Consider the following 18108-nt stretch of genomic DNA (forward strand, 5'->3'; position numbering starts at 1 on the left):
ATCGTCACCTCCAGCCGTGATGACAATCTGGAAGCTGTAAAAAAACTGGGCTCTATTGCTGGTGTGAATTATCGCACTACCCCTGAATGGGCAGAGGAAGTTCTGAAGCTCACTGATGGCAAGGGAGTGGATCTTCTGCTGGATGTGGCAGGCGGTGACGGCATCAATCAATCGATTGCTGCAACAAAGGTAGGTGGACGTATCGCGCAGATCGGCTTTCTGACTGGCCAAACCTCTGCCCTGAACCTGATGCCTATGATTTTCCGACAAACAACGATTCGCGGCATAGCCGTTGCGCCACGCTCGTCATTTGACCGAATGAACGAATTCTTAAATGAGCACAAGATTCGCCCGGTAATCGATTACGTGTATCCATTCGATCAAGCACGCGAAGCGTACGAACATTTGGCCAGAGGCGCCTTTGGTAAGGTAGTAATAAAAATCGCGTAGGATTAGGCCAATTGGAGTTACGCCGCAAATTTCCGCATTGAAATATGCGCGATCAGATGGCCACCCAATTTTGTGGCAGCAGATCGGCAATCTCACTCGCCCGCTGCGACGGCACGCGCGTGAGCACGTCCTTCAAAAAAGCATACTGATCATGCCCGATGAGCCTGGATCAAGCTCATGATCGCCGCCGCCCGTTTGCCATTGCATAATGACCCTGCGAAGAGCCAGTTCTTGCGTCCCAGAGCCCATGGTCGGATCTGGTTCTCTGCCCAATTATTATCAATGGGTACGGCCCCGTTATCGAGGTAGCGCGACAGCGCTGCCCAGCGTTTTAGGCTGTAATCAAGCGTTCTGCTGATGGCCAAACCTTCGGGCACAAGATCTCGCTGCGCGATCATCCAGGTGTGCAGCCTCTCCATCACCGGGACGGCTTTTTCCTGCCGTATTTGGCGCCTTGCAGCCGATTCCACTTATGGACGAGGTTCGCGTTGAGGTCGTGGCTCAGCGCGACGCTAGCAATGGAAGTGCTAAGCTGGGCGCACTCTTGAATGACTTGGGCCTTGAAGGATTTGGAGTAAGAACGTCGTTGTGGCTGCATGAAATACCCGCTTAAAAGGCTAGAACTGGTGTCCACCTAAATTTAAGTGCACACCATGTCTTGGCTTTACGGTGCAGGGTGAATGACTTGGCCGGACGGATACGCTCAACGCGATAGGCTGCACACCGTTTCACCCTACTGCAAAGGCCATCCCCACAGCTTTAAATCCAGGGCTGCGCTCTGTTGATCGTAAGCGTTCGGCGAACTCACCTTCCGAACTCCAGCTTTAAGGGCGATGGTGTCCGCGTATTTTTAAGCGGACGCGATCGCCCTTATAGCCCGGATTTCTGTGCGCCAACGAAGCTCTTATCCGAAACCCTTCAAAGCCCGAGTCGTTCAGGAATGCCTGCAACCTGGCGCAACGTTGTCCAGTGTCGCCATCAGCCACGGCATCAATTCCAACGTCATCCGCAAATGGCTGCCGCTCTATCGAGATCAGCCCGCAGCGGCTTCACTACCGGCATTCGTCCCGCTAAAAGCCGCACTTACCCGCCCGGACGATTGTGGCCTGGGTACCATTAAACATACCGATTCCGTCCTGCCATTACAGCAAAGACGATTTGTAGCGCAGCGGCTGCCATTAGCAAGAAAAGCGGGGCCTGCCAGCTTCCAAAAATGTCATGGAACCAGCCAGCCAAAAACGGGCCAGACGCCCCAAGCCCGTAACCCACACACTGGGCCATTGCCGATAGGGAGGCAGCTTGATGATGATCACGAGTACGAAGCCCAAATAGGGTTAGACAGGTGACCATTGACATCCCTGCTCCAACGCCGGCGAATAGGAGCCACAGTAGAGATTTTGACGGATCGAACATCAATCCAACTACGCCGACAAGAATTGCGATGGAGCAAATTAATCCTAGCCCGCGCTGATCGCTAAATTTTCTGATGGCTGCGGATGTACCGATGTTAGCCAGGACGGCAGCGGCTTGGTAAGCGAACAGGTGAGTACCAGCCTGAGATGCTCCGACGCCACTAGAGCTAGCCATCGCCGGATACCAGTCAATTAAAGTGTAGAAAGTCATGGTTTGCAGGGCCATGAACATAGACACCTGCCAACCAATACCGCTTTTCCATGGGGATGATTGGGGATTTATGTGTTTACCTGCCGGAGTGGGTACTGCGGATTTCAAATTAGGCAGCCAACAAATTCCGGCAACGATGCTGAGCAAAGACCAAGCTCCGAGAGAGACCCTCCAACCATAATCACTAATTTGTGCCAATGGCGCTGCGAGTCCGCTAGCTACAGCTGCCATAAGCGCCATTGTCGAGGCATATAGTCCTACGCACAGCGCTGTATGATGGGGGAAATCACGTTTGACCAATGGCACAACCAACACATTTGCAAGTGCGATACCGGCGGCGATTAATGCGGTACCAAACCACAGTGCGCTGACCAAGCCTGATGAGCGGATCAGGCCCCCCATGCCTATCAGGCAGAGTGAGACGAACAGCGCGCGTTCCAGCCCAATATGCTTTGTGAGGATAGGCGCCAATGGTGAGCCGCAGGCGAAGATCAAAAGAGGGAGTGCGTTGAGCAGGCCAGCTGTAGTCGGGGTCAATGCGAAATAAAGCTGTACATCCGAAAGCACTGGGCCTAGCGAGGTAATGGGCGCGCGCAAATTTGCGGCGATCAGTAGTATTCCAAGGAGCAGAAAGGATGAATAGAAACTATCGACGGCTCGGGTAGCCGAAACTGGAGGTGTCATAAATACCACGCACACATAGGGAGGGACGGAGGTGTCCCAGCAGTGCGTTGGTTGACGTTAACGCTTACGCAACGCGCCATGCGGCTCGATGTCTGTCAAAGATGGTAGCAAGGCCATCAGCGGGAATGCAAATTCCATCCGGTGAAAGCATGAGGCGGGCAGGGATGTGACGCCGTTCCTTGCTCAAGTCGTCCTACCTCGCTGCTCATCCATATAGACCACGTCCGTTCGAGCGGAACACTCTGCCGGTAGAAACCCAAAAAATACGGCCTCATCGGAGGCCGTATTGCCTTTGAGGACTTATCTGTCCTGATTAGGTAAAGCGTAGGCGATCACATAATCACCCTCAGGCGTGCCCATGTAATGGTGTCCGCCAGGCGCTATCACTAGGTACTGGCGACCCTTGCTCTCGTATGTCATCGGGGTGGCCTGGCCACCTGCCGGCAGCACATCGCTCCAGACCACCTTGCCGGTGTGGATGTCGATGGCACGGATCAGGTTATCGGTCGCCGCAGCGATGAACACCAGGCCGCCTGCAGTGGTAATCGGGCCGCCGTTGCTCGGCACACCGAAACGTACAGGAAGGCCGGTTGGCATGCCGAACGGGCCGTTCGCACGAGCAGTACCCAGCGGGTTCTGCCACAAGACTTTGCGTGTGTGCATGTCGATGGCAGTGATCATGCCGAACGGAGGTTCGTTGCAGAGTACGCCAGTGAACGGAACGTCGAATGGCTTCACAGAGATCGCGTAAGGAGCTTCGATCTGTGCACCAGGGCCTTCGGCGCCGCCGCCGCCCGGTTTCCAGTTCGGATCATCGAATGCCTGCAGACCTAGCTTGTCCGCCGCGCTGCGGCTCAGCAGCTGGTTGTACATAGGAACCATGTTCCAATTCGAGATCAGAACACCGGTTTTCGGGTCGTAGGACATGCTGCCCCAGTCGACACCACCATTGTTGCCTGGGTACTCGATCCAGGGTTGGCTCAGCGATGGGTTGGTGAACTCTCCGTCGTATCGCGCTTGACGGAATTTAACTCGGCAATACAGCTGATCCAGAGGGGTCAGGCCCCACATTTTTTGCTCGGTCAGATCCGCGCCGGCGAGGCGAGGTATGCCAGTCGAGTAAGGCTGAGTGGGCGAGCGAGGATCGTCCGCGATTTCATTGTGGCTCGGTACTGGCAGCTCTTCGACAGGAGTCAGCGGCTTGCCGGTACGACGATCCAGGATGAATGTTTGCCCACGCTTAGTCGGCATGATCAGCGCCGGAACAGCACTACCGTCTGCAGCTGGGTAATCGAACAAAGTCGCCTGGGAGCCGATGTCGTAGTCCCAAACGTCTTTGTGGACGGTCTGGAACACCCAGCGAACGGTGCCTGTCTTCACATCGAGAGCTACGACGGAGGAGGACACTGCGTTCTCTTCAGGAGAGCGCATGACACTGTAGTAATCGACGGCAGCGTTGCCGGTCGGTACATAGACCAAGCCCAGCTTGTCATCACCGGTCAGCACCGCCCACGAGTTAGGCGTACCACGGCTGTAGGTCTCGCCTTCTGGTGGGAGACCTTTGCGATCTGGGTGCTTAACGTCCCAAGCCCAAACCAGTTCGCCAGTCTCCGCGCTGTAGCCGCGGATTACGCCAGAAGGTGCCGAACGACGCTGGCCATCGAGCACTTCCTGGTTGGTGACGATGACACCGTTCACGATTGGCGGAGGGGAGGCTTCAGAAACCATACCAGGCACTGCCCGGCCCATGCCTTTGAGCAGGTCAACTTGGCCGTTGTTGCCAAAGTCCTGACATGCTTCACCGGTCTGGGCGTCAACAGCGATCAAACGCCAGCCTTTCATGGCATCGTTGACGGTCGATTCGATGATTCGTTCGTGGCAGGCAGCGCCGGCAGGTACGACAGTCGATACGTAGTGAGATACGCCGCGGCAGGTGGCAGCAAAGCGAGTATTTTTCCACTCAACGCCCGACTTATAGCGCCAGATCTCTTTGCCGGTAGACGGATCAAGCTTGATCAGGTCGTTTAGTGCCGAACACAGGTAAACGCCATCCCCGACTTTCAGCGGGGTAGTCTCTGCGCCACGAACGTTGACTTGGCCCGGTGGGGTCATTGCACCAGTACGGTACTCCCACACTTTTTCCAGCTTGCCTACGTTGTCGGGGGTGATTTGGGTCAGCGGGGAGTAGCGAGTGGCGTTCTTGTCACGACCATACGCAGCCCAGTCGGAGTCTGGAATATCGGTGGTGGTCACCGGCTCTTTGACCAGGGGCTTGCTTGGGATCGGCCCGGTCGGATCGATGTCCTGATGAGGGGCGAATGCCAGGCCCATGCAGACAGCGATGACGCCTGCGCAAAGCCCGGCAAGGTTCATCGAAGTCCGACGAGATGGGCCATTCTCCAGGCGTGGCAGCAGGACGCACAGGAAGAGGCCTGCAATCAGCAGCACATCGAGACGTGGAACCCACGCCCAGTACGCGAAGCCGCGCTCGTAGATCGTCCACAGGGCGGTGGCGAGCATGATTGCCGCGAACAGCCAAGCGCCCGATTTCTTTTTACGAAAAAGCAGCATACCGGTGATGACCAGTGCGAGGCCGCTCACGGCGTAATACCAGGAGCCCCCGAGTATGCCAAGCCATGCGCCACCGCCAAATTGGGCAGCACCGAAGATCGCTAAAAACACCGCAAGCAGCTTCAACGGCCATGAGGCCTTAGCTATGGGTTGTTTTGGGTTGTGCATTTAAATTACCTAGGCAGCCCTCAATAAACCCACTGGTGCTACTGGTGAGTCTTATGTAGGGCGACAGATTAATATTTTGTACTTTAATCAAAGAGCGTTCTTTGATTCGTGATTTGGTTTTTTTGGTCGTTATCTGACTTCGATACGCAAGGTTTGCCGCTCCCAATTTTTCGAGAATGATTTGGCGGCAGAATTTATCAGGGTGGTTGCTTTGGTCTTGGTATGTTTGACGCGATGATTGATACGATTATGGCATTTATGCCCTAAAGCCCTGCGACAATGATGCTATGCGTCTAAAAATCTCGTAAGCTTCAAAGTGGGTACCGCCGGCCTTGTCGCTAAGCTCAATTGAGTTGTGTGTTCTGGGCGATAAGGAAGCTAGTAATACCTACTTCTGGCTCCCCTTAGCTGCCATTCTCGAACATCATCTACCTATGGTGCAGGTCGCTGTAATGATTGCTGCTGTTTCAAATTCAGATGAACTCTGCGTTGCTGACTTGCGTTTAATCCTACGCAAGCGCCAAGTCATATGCGGAAGTAAGGCGCTAACTGTAAAAGCAATGGCTTTCAGGCTGTTGCACTACCTCGCGAACAACAGTGGAGAATTGGTTACCAAGGACGCAGTCTTGGCTGCTGTATGGGGTTACGACTTCCATCCTGGTACGAAAATCGTTGAGGTGCAGCTGCATGAAGTGAGGAGGGTGCTTCAAGAGTTGAGCAGTGCGGTGGAAATTACTACTTATCGGGGGCGAGGCATGCGTTTGAGTCCAAGACCAAAGCCGGCCCCGCTGGCCATACCTAGATACTGCAACGCAGTACCAGTTTAATTTCGAGCATTACCGCTATTTATGAGACGGTGTAAACGTGGGTGTATTCATCAGGCTCCACCCAATTCACGTTCTGAATATCCGCCTGACTGGACAGCGCTTGAATTTTCTTGACCCCCTCAATGAAGTGCAGGGTCTGCTCATGGTTTCGCAGCGACTGTTCGCTTTCCCAGCACTCGACTAGGAAGAAAATTTCAGGCTTAGAGCCGCTCTGCGCCAGGTCGTAGCGGATACAGCCTTGCTCCGCACGGCTGGCCTTCACGAGCTCCAGTAGCACGCTTTTTAGATCAGACTCATGCCCTGGCTTGCTGGAAATTGTAACGATAAGGTGTTGGTTATTACTCATTTGATCCTTCCGGTATTTCGACGAAAACATTGGATTTTCCATGTATCTGGATGCGTGCAAAACCGCTAGGAGCAGATTTATAGAAAAGTTTGATATGGCCGAACTAGGAGACCCTACCTAGCCTTGGCCGCCTTGGTGACGATTTCGTTCTCGAATACGCCGCTGCCGGAAATCCGTGAGAGCAAGGACACCGCAGCCGATGCACCAACTGAAATGCGTGGCTTGGGTGGCTAGAAGGCGGAGGTGCTGCTTCTCGACCTGAGCCAGCGTGGGGAAATTACGGGTGATCTGTTCGCAGCAGTTCAACCGGTGGCCAGTGAAAACTCCTGGGTGTTCTGGACACTGTGAACGCCCGCTGGGGACGAGGTACCATGCGCTAGGCCAGTGTGCCGGTCGGCCCATCCTGGGCTATGCGGCGAGAAATGATAAGTCAAAGCTTCACGACCAAAATGAAGGAGCTATGGACTGGCTAATGCAAGTAGAAATGGAATAACCAATGTGTCCATTTCCATCCATGGCTATTCATTGGTCACATGATGAAGATGGAGATGCGAGGCGCTACTTATCAGATCAGCTCCACATCTGGAATTGCCGCTGCAGTGGTCTCTCTGAGCAAGGACAGAAACTCCACCATATAAGGCTTGCCGCTTTCTGTGGGTAGGGTTGCGGCCCAGATATCAGAAATCAGCCCCTTGTTGGTAATAGGTCTAGCGGAGACGTACTGGCGTTGGAGGTATGTCTGCACTGCCCAGCGAGGCAACACTGCAATTCCCCGATTCGATGCTACCAGCATGAGGATGGCCACGGTCAATTCAGTCGTTCTGCGTTTGACCTTGATCCCGGCAGGGCGAAGGACGGCTTTGACGATGTCCAGTGATTCCTCCTCTATGGGATAGGTCACGAGCGTCTGATTTTCAAAATCTTCAGCGACCAAATACTCTTTCTGTGCCAAGGCATGATCATTGGATACCAGCGCGACGAGGGGATAACGAAACAATCCATGGAAGTCGACTCCAGACTCGTCCCTATCGGAGCATGACACCAAGGCCAGGTCTGCACGTCCTTGGTGAAGAAGGCCGATGGGGTCGTCGTGGTAACCCGATACCAAGTCAATCTCGACTTCCGGCCAACGCGCTCGAAACGCATCGACAGCCGGCATCAGCCAGTCAAAGCAGGTGTGGCACTCGACCGCGATACGCATGGTGCCACTCGCGCCTTTCGCCATTTGCAGCAGATCGCGAGTGGTCTGGTTCAGCACCGGCACAATTTTGTCAGCCGCCTCCAGAAGCCGTTTTCCTGCCGGGGTGAAAACCACCGGGGAGGATTTGCGCACAAACAATGGTAGCCCGCAAAAGTCCTCAAGCGACTTGATGTGATGAGAGAGCGCCCCCTGCGTCAGCCGCATCCAAGTAGCAGCCCGTGAAACGCTGCCGCTGTCGCGAAGAGCGATGAGGGTCTGAAGGTGTCGTACATCAATAGGAATTCTGTCCATTAATTTTTTTGAGATAAACCTGGTAAATTATTCGTTTGAATAATAGACCTCAAATTTTCATACTGACAACCAGATTTTTCACGGCATCCAAGGTCGCTGGGCACAAATGAAGAGAGCATCTATGCACCGTCAGGTTGCGGTGTTGGCAAGCGCGCAGGCGCTATTCCAGACAGTCTCGGTATTGGTAATGACAGTGGGAGGGTTGGCCGGAGCCCAACTGACCGCTCAAGCTGATCTAGCGACTTTGCCTATTGCCACTATGTTCCTAGGGACTGCGGTGGCAATGTTTCCGGCATCCACGTTCATGGCCAAGTTCGGGCGCCGGGCAGGATTCATGCTGGGTGCATTTCTGGGGGTACTCGCCGGCCTGGTTGCAGCTTTGGGCATTTGGTTGGGCTCAATGCCTATCCTGGCGCTGGGCACCTTTTTCGCAGGCACATATCAGGCATTCGCTCAGTTCTATCGCTTCGCCGCAAGCGAGATTGCCGATGATACGTTCCGTCCCAAAGCGATCTCGCTAGTCCTGGCAGGTGGAATCGTCGCTGCACTGCTGGGCCCGACGCTAGCGCATTATGGCGGTGATCTTCTCGGGCCGTTGTATATGGGGTCGTTCGTGCTGCTTTCGGTGGTATCGGCCCTGGGTATGTGTGTTCTGGCTTTTCTGAGAATGCCCCCGGCGCAGGCAGCGCCGGTGAATACCTGCAGAGGACGTTCCTGGGCTGCGATAGTCACCCAACCCACATACTTGGTGGCGTTGTTCGGAGCCTTGACCGGCTATGGCATCATGATTCTGGCGATGACGGCCACCCCATTGGCTATGATCCATCACGATCACTCGTTATCTACTGCTGCGACTGTGATACAGCTGCATGTCTTGGGAATGTTCCTTCCATCGTTTTTCACGGGGGCAATCATTTCCCGTATCGGAGCGCTGTGGGTCATGCTGCTAGGATTGGTTTTCCTTACCCTTCATGTCGTGACTACCTTTAGCGGTCTCGGGTTTTCATCTTTCGCCCTTGCATTGGCATTACTTGGGATCGGCTGGAATTTCCTGTTCATCGGCGGCACAACTTTGTTGACCACAACCTACGCTCCCGAAGAAAAGAGTCGCGCTCAAGCTACCAATGACATGGTGATTTTCGCAGTCGGCTTGTCTTGCTCATTCGGCGCTGGCGGCTTGCTCAACATTTTTGGCTGGCAAACTCTAAACGTCATGCTGCTGCCATGGCTGGGATGCGCTGCTTTGGCAATAATTTGGTTGCTCTACGCAAATCGACGCATCCGAGTAGCAGCGCAAATATAGGGATCAATTACGAGTTCGGTCGGGAGATTTAGCGGGCAAATGAAAGCCCGCTGGGGGCGGACAAGGAAGCCTCTATTACACGTAGGGTTACTTGACGTTCACATATCCGATGTGAGACAAACGTGAACAAAATTGGGGGAGAGGCTATCGCCCACCGGGCGTGTTCATCCAGGCTGTAGAAGCTGAAACCAAGCTCTATGAAATGCTCGGCAAGCGCCATATGCTGATTGGTACAGCGCTTTGGATGCCACAAAGGGTGAGTAATGTACGTCGAAAAGACCCTCACACCTCAACAGCTATTTGAAATGATGTGGGAGCGACCTGTTCTCATCATCGCAAAGGAAATAGGTGTCTCGGATGTGGGCTTGTCGAAGGCCTGCCGCAAAGCGGGGATTACGCTGCCTACGCGGGGCCACTGGGCCAAGCCGGTCTCAAAGCGCCCGCGTCGTCCAAAGCCTCCAGCCTCTACCACACCTGTCACGTTTCACGTTCTGAATGTCGAGAAGGCTGCCAGGCTGACGCCAGAAAATGTAATCAAAGCCCCCAAGATATTGAGCGTGCCAACGGAGTTATCTGACCCCCATCCGTTGGTAAAAAAATGGCTTGGTGCAGCGAGAAAGGCCAAGGAGCTCAACAGTGCACTGGTATTCGCCAAAACAACGGTATTGAACTCGCACATATCCCGACTGAGGTGGATCGCTGAGATCAAAGCCAGTGAGTCGTCGGGGTACACCTGGGGTATTGGTAGTAACGGCAGCTTCGTGCGAGTCGACGGGGAAGAGCTACTGATGACGATTCAAGAGCACATAAAACGCTTTGATATTCCACCGCCCCCTCCCAAACCTATCAAGCCTGGGCAGCAATGGATGCCTGACGTTACCGCGATGAGAGCGGTTCGCTTTGGGTGGGAGCCCACTGGCGTATTTTCCCTCATCGTCGATGCACGATCCGAGGTTCTCATTCAAAAAACTTGGACTGACAGCAAGACAGGGAGGCTTGAGTCGAAGCTTGGTCAGATCCTGCAAGGTCTCGTTCGCATCGCCGCTTCCGTGAAAGTCCAACGATTATCCGGCGAAGCTAGTCGCCGTCGACGCGCTGAGGAGGAGCGAGTGCGCAAAGAGGGAATTGACCAGCAGCGCCGGTTGGACAAGGCGCGTCAGAAGCTGATGAAAAATTTAGAAAGCTGGGAGCGCGCTCAGCGGCTGCGAGCATTCATCCAGGCGATAGTCGAAGCTTCGCCTAGGGAAACTCCGAACAAGTTGCCCATCAGTCGGAAACAGGCGGTTTGGGGATGCCGAAAAGACCGATTTCAGCCGCAGATTATTGGAAAACCAGGCAGAGCCTTGGTTTTCTGCCCTCACGGGCGCACCCCTCCCGCAGCCGGCAATAATTGCCGGCGCACCATCCACAGATTCGATAGGGCAAACAGCGTGGTCAGTTGCGCCGTGTTCTTGGCCAAGCCACGGAAGCGGGTTTTCACATAGCCGAATTGGCGCTTGATCACACGGAATGGGTGTTCGACCTTCGCTCGCGCTTGCGCTTTGACCTTCTCGATCTTGCGTCTGGCTTTGTAGAGCATGCTGCGTTTGCTCAAGCGCTTGTAGGTGCTACGACGTGCCGCAATCTGCCAGATCACCGGCCTTCCTTCATGCTCAGACCGCTTCTCCACACCGGTATAGCCCGCGTCGGCACAGATAACATTTTCATCGCCATGCAACAGGTGAGCGACCTCCGTTACATCGGCCACAGTCGCCGCTGTGCCGTGGACGTGGTGCACCAGACCCGACTCGGCATCTGCACCGATATGCGCCTTCATGCCAAAGAAATATTGGTTACTTTTCTTCGTCTGATGCATCTCGGGATCGCGTTTACCTTCCTTGTTCTTGGGCGAACTGGGTGCGTGGATGATGGTGGCGTCGACGATGGTGCCCTGGCGCAACGACAGGCCCTTGTCTCGCAGGTAATTGTTGATGGTTTCCAGAATGCCCGCCGCCAACTGATGCTTCTCAAGCAGGTGCCGGAAATTCATGATTGTCGTGTCTTCGGGGATCGGAGCGCTGAGCGTCAGCCAAGCGAACTGGCGCATCGAAGTGATCTCGTACAGCGCCTCTTCCATGGCTGGATCGCTCAACGAGAACCAGTTCTGCAGCAGGTGAATGCGCAGCATGGTTTCCAGTGGATACGGCTTGCGGCCACCGCCAGCCTTTGGGTAGTGAGGCTCGATCAACGCCACTAACCCGCTCCACGGAACCACCTGTTCCATCTCGGCCAGGAAACGCTCGCGACGGGTTTGCTTGCGCTTACCGGCATACTCGAAATCGGAAAAGCTCATCTGGCTCATGGGATGGCGGGCTTGTAGAAGGCAGTTGGACGGAGGGCTATTTCAGCACAGGTCAGATGGCCTGTGCTGACTTGGTCGGAGAATCCCTAGGGATGAAGCAACTCAAATGGCATTGGCGATGTGGGTTAGCTGGGCTGCCCAACAAGTTGAGCTGCTTGATCCATTAAAAGTAGATATCCCGAAAGTTATTGACCTATCTGTGGACTTGCCGAGCTCAGAATACGGCTACTGGGAGCAGTAGCAAGCAAGTCGAGGACTGGTGGCCCTGATTTTTATTTGGGTGTGAACTAAAACTGCGTTAGGATTCTCTACAGGTCATTCACCCCATTTAGGAGTATTCCCATGTCGCGTTTGGCAGAGTTTCGTCAGCTTGAGCAAAAATTGGCAGCCCAGTTGGCTGAGCTGGAAGCCCTGAAAGGCTCCAGCGAACTGCAGAAAGAAATTGAGTTTGAGACCAAACTGCGCGACCTGTTGGCCAAGTATGGCTATAGCCTCCGGGACATCATTAACATCCTGGATCCCCAAGCGGGCCGCCGCGCAGCCGCTCCTGCTGCTGCAGAAAAAGCACCGCGCCGTGAACGGCAGGTAAAGCAGTATAAGAACCCGCATGATGGCCAAATCATCGAAACCAAGGGCGGCAACCACAAGCTGCTGAAAGAATGGAAAGCCCAGTACGGTTCTGATGTTGTTGAGTCGTGGGTTTCGTAAGATTCGATCGAAGTTTTTCTTGCGTGTGCCCCCCACTGCAGCAGTCCTAGTTTTGTGCGATACCGAAAGGATTTAGCGGGGTGCATACCCACCGCGTGCTAGGACATCCTGCCGCTTTCCAACGGCGGCTCGGATTACATAGGCTTCGTCATCATCTATTGCGCCCCCGCGCACTTCGCTCCAATTGAGCCGTTTAAAGAGTCGGGCAAGTGCCAAGGTTTCCCCGTGATCATGGTGTTCGACCGACTGCAGACGTCGATTCATCGGCTCACTGCAGGGTGTTGGGGCGCCCGGTCTGATTTACCCTATTGGCCGCTTCGGCGTCCGATGATGGCCTGCTGTTTCCTGGCTGGGGCACTGCCCCGAGGCTTTTCGTTATGACGCACTTGAAGGTGCGCTTAAACTACTTGTCGAAGGCCTGGCTTCGAGGGGGGTGGGATATGCAAGATTTTGACCTGGTGTGGCAAAAGGCTGAGCAGGTTTTTGGTGACAAAGCCAAAGCGGCGGTGTGGCTTACGACGCCTAAGCACTCATTCGATGGCATGACAGCAATTGATTTTGTGAAAGACCAGAAAACCTTGGAGCGGGTGATGGAAGTACTCGCTCAGATCGAGCATGGATATCCTTAGAAAGCATCCCTGAAAAACTAAGCTCTCGCTTAGATTTTCGGTTCAACTGCTCCATGATCCGCGAAATCGAATATATAGGTTAGTTTTCGTTTGCGTGGCTGGTACCTACTGCGCCGGGCCGACCTGACTGCGCAAGGTGAGTTGGAGGGATGGTAGCTGAGTATCGTTCCGCACCTAGACTGCTACCTAAGCGTCCGAAGCGAAAAGCCTCGACAACATTGGTATGTAAACCTCTTTGTTGACCTGTTAACTGCAGTGCTTTACAAGTCAAAAACAGGTTTACAAAATTTCATGCCCAGTTTTGCCGGATCGCATAATACGGCAGCGCGGCTGTACCCTGTATGCGAGTTACGTAGCCTGCCGAGAAGAGACAAACGGCTTCACTTCTCTGTCGTCTACCACCTGAAGCCTGAAGTATTGCCCGTTGGCCTTTAACGCATGGATGATGCGGCATTGGGCATAAGCGGTGCTGTATGAGGTGCTCGGGCCTTGGATGTTGAGCACCAGCTCATCTCCGTAGCCTCCCTCGTACCTCAAACCTTTTAAAGCTCCCATCGCCTCGCCATTGGCCTCGGCGATTTCGATTACCAACTCCCGTATAACCTGTTGATCGGTGCTCGTAACCTCAGCTGAAAATCTGACCTGACGCTGACTACTAAACCGTCCGCCCCCACTGGCTGAGCCGATGCGGTTGAATGTGATGTGAGCGAGCAGAACTACTTCCATGAAGTGTGCCTTCTATGTGAGTCTGATTTCTAGGTAGCAGAGGCGTCAGCGTAAACGCGGTCATGCCGCCCCTGTGCTCATGCTCATTCGCGTCCAGCAGTGCTCAACGATTGCGCTGTAGTGGTGCGATGAGAAGGCTCCAAAACGTTTCGGCGCCGCCTTCTTGTGAGAGCTTCTGGTCTTGCCGAGTGTGGAACGCCATACCGAACGTTTTCAGGTACATGGATTGGTCGTCCGTCTCTACGGTGAGTGCCTCGTTGTATGAGCCACCGCCAAACGAGTCGCCTTGACTGTAATAGATCCCGGCGCCTAGCTGGCCACCGGTGAACACCGTCGCCTTCGCAACGTCGTGACCGTCCTTATAGACACTCGCAGAGAAGCGATTTGCATCCACGCGACGGAACACTCCTTCGTACCCAGGGTTGCGTGCTTGAAGCTCCTCCAGTGAGTTCTCGAAATAGCGAGCGATGTACTCGAAGCTGTCGAGCAGGAAGCGATCTTTGTCCAGCTGGGTATACGTCTTGGCCATCCGAAGGTTGCTAGACCTAGGGCCAGCAGGGGCCATATGGGAGGGCGCTGAACCGCCAGTGAAGTCGTTGCGCTCGGCCCTTGGAGCAGAACTCGGTCGGTCACGGCTGCATCGCTCAGCGGCCTTCCGAACCTCCTTCGCAACTTGCAAGAATGCCTCGTCACGATCCGGCCAAAGTGTCACGGGCTTACCATCTTGGGGCGTGCCAAGCAGCTTGCCGAACGGCGCGTGGTGCCAATCGCACGGGCGAAGAATTACAGGAATGACGATCGCTTCCCCCGCTCCATGGCGCTCCATCGCACGAGTCATCTCGATGTTGTAGCAGTAGTCGGAAGCGATGAAGTCGGGGCTCACCAGCAACAGAATGATTTCGTCGCTGGTGATGTGATCATCGATCGCTGCATCGATTTCTTGGCCAGCACCGATTCTGCGGTCGTGCCAAGTCTCAATGACGCCCTGGCGCTTGAGCATGGAAAGCTGCTTTTCGAGTTGGTCGCGCAGCGCTTCGTCCGCATGGCAATACGAGAAGAACACGTTCGGCAAAATGGTTACTCCCATTCAGGTAGGTGCTGTTCTGATCATATGGTTTGCTCACCACAGAAGTACAGTTCTGGGCTTGGCTCGCACGCATACTGCGATACACCTCTTCCCACCCGTCAGCTGAAGAACAACGGGGCAGGCAAGGGGGTGTCGTGGCTTGGTCGAAGATCATCTGCGCTAAGTTGTAGCGAATGATGTGCTTCCCGTGTGGCGTTGGCCGCACGAACTGACGTATCTCCACAGGCGCGAAGGTGAAGCTAGACGGAAGCCCCAGATGTCGTTTAGCCGTGCCGTCAGCACTGTTGCATTGTTCGCAGATGATGACTGGGGCAAAAGAGGTGATGCGGCGAGGTTGACCGGGGAGAGGTTTGGTCGCGTAGGGATCGGTTCCATGATCATGGTGGGTATGGAGCCCCACCGCCCAGCCTTCTCGTCTATCCGGTCTTTTGGGGAACAGCATCGTCCAGCGCAGCAATTCGTATCGCGTCCGATCACAGCATGGGCATTGCCAATGATCATCAAGCTTCGCCCACAGCTGGCGGCAATGTGCGCCATCAAAGCTAAGGTAATCCTCCCAGCTAGGAATTCGCCGGCGCAGATTGCTATCCAGTGTTTTCTCTCTGTTGGCAATCTTGATTTTGGTGCCGTCGCACGCCAGGCAGCAGCCGTTCAATAGAAACTCAGGCTTGCAGGGACAGAGGCTTTTGGTCATGAAAATCTCAAAAGTTGAGTGCCAAATGACTTGGCTCGACCAGCCTGCGCTGACTGGCTCGACAGGGGGACGGTGATTTCACTCTCACCGATAACTGCTCACGGCATGCGGGTCTCTAAGGGTTTCATCTGTCCAGGCAAGGCCAATACAGAACATGAGGGTTAAGGAGGCGTAGCTGACCACTGCATACACGCCTCCTGCGCTCACGTCTTCTACTGCTCGATAGCACCATACGCATAGGTAACCAATCATCGCCCCCAGCGCGGCCCTGCAGGCAGTCAGCAGGCTACCGCCTACGTTGACGAAAAACGCATGAACCTCACGCGACTTGCCAATGAGATGAAGCGATCGGAACGTTACCCTCAGGGTGAAGACACTGACGATCGCGAATGCGATGAGCAGGTACACGTAGTACGCCATGAGCTCTGGTGCAGCCAGTAACGCAGTGACCAAAGTGCTCACTTCCTTGGGTGAGGTACTGATGAGCAGTGGCAATGCCCCGATGAAGAGCGCGTAGATGACCTCCCTGGCTGCCCGCCGCCAGAGTCCAAACTTTTCCTGTTTTCTCATCAGCAAACGTCATGTCCCAGATGATTCGAGTATTTTTGGAGTCGAGCGGCGCGCTGGCTTAGTACCTGGACAGCCGCTTTAGGCCATCGAGCATGAGCTCCAAGTAGCTTTCAGATCCGAGTGCAAACCCTGCGGCAATCACCGGCGTCTTGTACTCCTCGGTCGCGTACTCGTGAGCAAAGCGGTGGATCGTTTCTGAGTGCCAAGAAATCCGACCCAATGCGATTTTCCTGAAACCGTGGTTTTTCACCACATCCGCGAGCGATTCTTCACTGATTCCGCGTTGCTCGCAGAAGAACAGGAAACTCAAAAACTCAAACCGTTCGTAAAGCAGCCCGTGATCGTGCAGACCTGCAAAGTCAGGCGCCCATTTAGGCGTAAGAAGGTCATGCAGTCGGTTGCACAAGGGGGTGAGAGCTCTACTTTGATCTTCAAAGCTCTTCCATAACTCGAACAGGCCATTAGCTCCTTCAACGTAGAACGGTGATAGATCAACTCCCAGAGGGAAAGGCACTTCGCGCCGGTTGATAAGCGTCGTGTTAAACAGTTCGTTTAGCTCTCCCAGGCGATTAGCCCGGACAAGTCCCATGCCGTACGCATAGCTAACAAGCGCTACCGGGTAACTCTTCAATGCAAGTCCAGCTACCCATCCGGACTGCTCGACCTGAGACGCAGCGTGCAGGCCCTTGATGGTATCCAGAACGATCGTATGCTCTGCAGCTGCACCCCATCGCCCTAGCACTGCACAAAGACGTGCTAGGGGCTCGATAGCAGCTTCGTAGATCTCAACCAGATCGGTAAAATCCTTAGCCGTACTATCCTGAGGTCGTGCAGAGAAGAGAGGAGCAAGATGACTAATCGCTTGATGAGCCTGGCTGGCTACTAGGTCATCGAGCTGAATCCGGTGCTCGGGTCTGGCCATAAAGCGTTTGGCCATAGCGAGAGTGAGCTCGATGCCAGCTGGATTCGGCAGACGGGACTGCTGGATAGTCTCAAGCTTGAGGTTTAGCCCGTCGAAGAAGGTGTCGGCATCCATCCCGGTTACGGTCGTGGCACGACGCTGGGTGATGACCTCCTGACCACGCTCGCTCAATCGACCCCGGGATAGCCAGTAGGTCGGGTAGCGACGTGACGGCGCTCTCAAAAACGCCGCCCTCAGCGCATGATCCCACTCACCTGACCATCCTGCGACGATGAGCCCGAACTCATCGATGATGCGATCAAGCAGCGTATTGAACGCCGCCGGATACTCGCCCAGTTCTACATCGGTATTGAGGATCCTGGCGTCCTTGTAATCACCGTGGATCTTCAGGATGTAGCAGGAAGCATGGGTGAGCGGCTCAGCACCTGCAAGAGTATCTTCAGAGCTGACCACTGTTGGCTCAACGCCAACATCGCGCAGCGCATTCTCCATGAGTCGGTCGAAGTTCGTCGTAACGATCACGCGCACATGTCCGGCTTTGACCATGGCTGCGATCGCCCGATGGGCACGTGTAGGCAACTTCAAGCCGTCTTCCAATTCCTCATCGCTAGGCTCCAGAAAACCCTGGATGATGGCTCGCCGCTCGGTCTGGGTGGTCGCCAGGCGTTCGAGTAGGGTTGAGTAGTTGGGCTGCTCTCCTGTCTGACTTACATACCACGCCACCCAGTCATCCTGCTCTCCCGCACCCATCGCGATGCCCCAACGTTTCACCAACTCCAGGGTGATTTCCCATCCGGTCTGAATACCCGCTGAGCGGGATACTCCCGAGCCAATAAGCACGGCATAGACGCCTTTGTTCTCAAACATGGAGAAGGCAATTTGAGCTGTTGGGTCAGGAGCATCAACGGTCATGCAGGATCCTCGTGAGTTGGAGAGGCGAACTGTTCGTGTGGGGGAGTTGCATCCG

Annotated in this window: 16 protein-coding genes and 3 pseudogenes; 7 read left to right on the top strand and 12 right to left on the bottom strand. The window is 54.6% G+C overall.

The annotated features are described in order from the left end of the window. Positions 1–450 (top strand): zinc-binding dehydrogenase (locus ACI2KG_RS18485; RefSeq protein WP_404662862.1); only part of this gene is annotated, 450 nt, incomplete at its 5' end. Between the two features lie 52 nt (positions 451–502). Here ACI2KG_RS18485 and ACI2KG_RS18490 read toward each other — a convergent pair. Together ACI2KG_RS18490 and ACI2KG_RS18495 are read right to left on the bottom strand one after the other, a co-directional pair. Continuing rightward, positions 503–905 (bottom strand): annotated as a pseudogene (locus tag ACI2KG_RS18490) (transposase); the annotation flags it as partial. Next, the gene (locus ACI2KG_RS18495) at positions 869–1048 is read right to left on the bottom strand and encodes a transposase (RefSeq protein ID WP_404662863.1); all 180 of its coding nucleotides are present in this window, start codon (positions 1046–1048) and stop codon (positions 869–871) included. The gene ACI2KG_RS18495 and the pseudogene ACI2KG_RS18490, both read right to left, overlap by 37 nt. 289 nt (positions 1049–1337) lie before the next feature. Here ACI2KG_RS18495 and ACI2KG_RS18500 point away from each other — a divergent pair. After that, positions 1338–1481, top strand: a pseudogene (locus tag ACI2KG_RS18500) (transposase); the annotation flags it as partial. Positions 1482–1566: 85 nt separating this feature from the next. Here the strand turns inward: ACI2KG_RS18500 and ACI2KG_RS18505 are convergent. Further along, positions 1567–2757, bottom strand: a complete 1191-nt coding sequence (locus tag ACI2KG_RS18505) for an MFS transporter (RefSeq protein WP_404662864.1) — start codon at positions 2755–2757, stop codon at positions 1567–1569. Positions 2758–3057: 300 nt separating this feature from the next. Then, positions 3058–5496: a membrane-bound PQQ-dependent dehydrogenase, glucose/quinate/shikimate family gene (locus ACI2KG_RS18510; RefSeq protein WP_404662865.1), complete on the bottom strand. Its 2439-nt coding sequence runs from the start codon at positions 5494–5496 to the stop codon at positions 3058–3060. A 452-nt stretch (positions 5497–5948) separates the two neighbouring features. Between ACI2KG_RS18510 and ACI2KG_RS18515 the strand changes: the two genes are divergently transcribed. Next, the gene (locus ACI2KG_RS18515) at positions 5949–6323 is read left to right on the top strand and encodes a winged helix-turn-helix domain-containing protein (protein ID WP_404662866.1); all 375 of its coding nucleotides are present in this window, start codon (positions 5949–5951) and stop codon (positions 6321–6323) included. 19 nt (positions 6324–6342) lie between these two features. Here the strand turns inward: ACI2KG_RS18515 and ACI2KG_RS18520 are convergent, their stop codons facing one another. Further along, the gene (locus tag ACI2KG_RS18520; RefSeq protein WP_404662867.1) at positions 6343–6669 is read right to left on the bottom strand and encodes a putative quinol monooxygenase; all 327 of its coding nucleotides are present in this window, start codon (positions 6667–6669) and stop codon (positions 6343–6345) included. Between the two features lie 234 nt (positions 6670–6903). Here ACI2KG_RS18520 and ACI2KG_RS18525 point away from each other — a divergent pair. Continuing rightward, positions 6904–7142: pseudogene (locus tag ACI2KG_RS18525) on the top strand (DUF4113 domain-containing protein); the annotation flags it as partial. Positions 7143–7234: 92 nt separating this feature from the next. Here ACI2KG_RS18525 and ACI2KG_RS18530 read toward each other — a convergent pair. Then, positions 7235–8161 carry a LysR substrate-binding domain-containing protein gene (locus tag ACI2KG_RS18530; protein ID WP_404662868.1) on the bottom strand — a complete coding sequence of 309 codons (927 nt, stop codon included), beginning with the start codon at positions 8159–8161 and terminating at the stop codon, positions 7235–7237. 85 nt (positions 8162–8246) lie between these two features. On the opposite strand from ACI2KG_RS18530, the gene ACI2KG_RS18535 reads away from it, so the two are divergent. Next, on the top strand, positions 8247–9464 hold the full coding sequence (locus tag ACI2KG_RS18535) for an MFS transporter (RefSeq protein ID WP_404662932.1): 1218 nt from the start codon (positions 8247–8249) through the stop codon (positions 9462–9464). A 1357-nt stretch (positions 9465–10821) separates the two neighbouring features. Here ACI2KG_RS18535 and ACI2KG_RS18540 read toward each other — a convergent pair. Beyond that, positions 10822–11805, bottom strand: a complete 984-nt coding sequence (locus ACI2KG_RS18540) for an IS5 family transposase (RefSeq protein WP_404662869.1) — start codon at positions 11803–11805, stop codon at positions 10822–10824. A gap of 342 nt (positions 11806–12147) precedes the next feature. Here ACI2KG_RS18540 and ACI2KG_RS18545 point away from each other — a divergent pair, with 342 nt between their 5' ends. Continuing rightward, positions 12148–12513, top strand: coding sequence for a histone-like nucleoid-structuring protein, MvaT/MvaU family (locus ACI2KG_RS18545; protein WP_404662870.1), 366 nt, complete (start codon positions 12148–12150; stop codon positions 12511–12513). A gap of 440 nt (positions 12514–12953) precedes the next feature. Further along, positions 12954–13142: an antitoxin Xre/MbcA/ParS toxin-binding domain-containing protein gene (locus tag ACI2KG_RS18550; RefSeq protein ID WP_404662871.1), complete on the top strand. Its 189-nt coding sequence runs from the start codon at positions 12954–12956 to the stop codon at positions 13140–13142. Between the two features lie 348 nt (positions 13143–13490). On the opposite strand, the gene ACI2KG_RS18555 is transcribed toward ACI2KG_RS18550, so the two are convergent. The 5 genes from ACI2KG_RS18555 to ACI2KG_RS18575 all read right to left on the bottom strand — a co-directional run bounded on the left by ACI2KG_RS18555 (position 13491) and on the right by ACI2KG_RS18575 (position 18053). Further along, complete coding sequence (locus ACI2KG_RS18555) at positions 13491–13868, bottom strand: hypothetical protein (RefSeq protein ID WP_404662872.1); 378 nt, start codon at positions 13866–13868, stop codon at positions 13491–13493. A 103-nt stretch (positions 13869–13971) separates the two neighbouring features. After that, positions 13972–14940 carry a toll/interleukin-1 receptor domain-containing protein gene (locus ACI2KG_RS18560; RefSeq protein ID WP_404662933.1) on the bottom strand — a complete coding sequence of 323 codons (969 nt, stop codon included), beginning with the start codon at positions 14938–14940 and terminating at the stop codon, positions 13972–13974. Further along, the gene (locus tag ACI2KG_RS18565; protein ID WP_404662873.1) at positions 14843–15649 is read right to left on the bottom strand and encodes a hypothetical protein; all 807 of its coding nucleotides are present in this window, start codon (positions 15647–15649) and stop codon (positions 14843–14845) included. The genes ACI2KG_RS18560 and ACI2KG_RS18565 overlap by 98 nt, the downstream gene beginning before the upstream one ends. Positions 15650–15733: 84 nt before the next feature. Continuing rightward, positions 15734–16219, bottom strand: coding sequence for a hypothetical protein (locus tag ACI2KG_RS18570; RefSeq protein ID WP_404662874.1), 486 nt, complete (start codon positions 16217–16219; stop codon positions 15734–15736). Positions 16220–16277: 58 nt separating this feature from the next. Next, positions 16278–18053 carry an SIR2 family protein gene (locus ACI2KG_RS18575; protein ID WP_404662875.1) on the bottom strand — a complete coding sequence of 592 codons (1776 nt, stop codon included), beginning with the start codon at positions 18051–18053 and terminating at the stop codon, positions 16278–16280. Positions 18054–18108: the final 55 nt, after the last annotated feature.

This window comes from Pseudomonas sp. NPDC089407 (assembly GCF_044900445.1).
Classification (GTDB): domain Bacteria; phylum Pseudomonadota; class Gammaproteobacteria; order Pseudomonadales; family Pseudomonadaceae; genus Aquipseudomonas.

Bases quoted from the DNA above. Each gene is read 5' to 3' on its own strand.
- ACI2KG_RS18495 (WP_404662863.1), bottom strand. From the start codon at position 1,048: ATGCAGCCACAACGACGTTCTTACTCCAAATCCTTCAAGGCCCAAGTC.
- ACI2KG_RS18540 (WP_404662869.1), bottom strand. From the start codon at position 11,805: ATGAGCCAGATGAGCTTTTCCGATTTCGAGTATGCCGGTAAGCGCAAG.
- ACI2KG_RS18530 (WP_404662868.1), bottom strand. From the start codon at position 8,161: ATGGACAGAATTCCTATTGATGTACGACACCTTCAGACCCTCATCGCT.
- ACI2KG_RS18520 (WP_404662867.1), bottom strand. From the start codon at position 6,669: ATGAGTAATAACCAACACCTTATCGTTACAATTTCCAGCAAGCCAGGG.
- ACI2KG_RS18565 (WP_404662873.1), bottom strand. From the start codon at position 15,649: ATGACCAAAAGCCTCTGTCCCTGCAAGCCTGAGTTTCTATTGAACGGC.
- ACI2KG_RS18545 (WP_404662870.1), top strand. From the start codon at position 12,148: ATGTCGCGTTTGGCAGAGTTTCGTCAGCTTGAGCAAAAATTGGCAGCC.
- ACI2KG_RS18550 (WP_404662871.1), top strand. From the start codon at position 12,954: ATGCAAGATTTTGACCTGGTGTGGCAAAAGGCTGAGCAGGTTTTTGGT.
- ACI2KG_RS18570 (WP_404662874.1), bottom strand. From the start codon at position 16,219: ATGAGAAAACAGGAAAAGTTTGGACTCTGGCGGCGGGCAGCCAGGGAG.
- ACI2KG_RS18575 (WP_404662875.1), bottom strand. From the start codon at position 18,053: ATGACCGTTGATGCTCCTGACCCAACAGCTCAAATTGCCTTCTCCATG.
- ACI2KG_RS18515 (WP_404662866.1), top strand. From the start codon at position 5,949: ATGATTGCTGCTGTTTCAAATTCAGATGAACTCTGCGTTGCTGACTTG.
- ACI2KG_RS18510 (WP_404662865.1), bottom strand. From the start codon at position 5,496: ATGCACAACCCAAAACAACCCATAGCTAAGGCCTCATGGCCGTTGAAG.
- ACI2KG_RS18505 (WP_404662864.1), bottom strand. From the start codon at position 2,757: ATGACACCTCCAGTTTCGGCTACCCGAGCCGTCGATAGTTTCTATTCA.
- ACI2KG_RS18555 (WP_404662872.1), bottom strand. From the start codon at position 13,868: ATGGAAGTAGTTCTGCTCGCTCACATCACATTCAACCGCATCGGCTCA.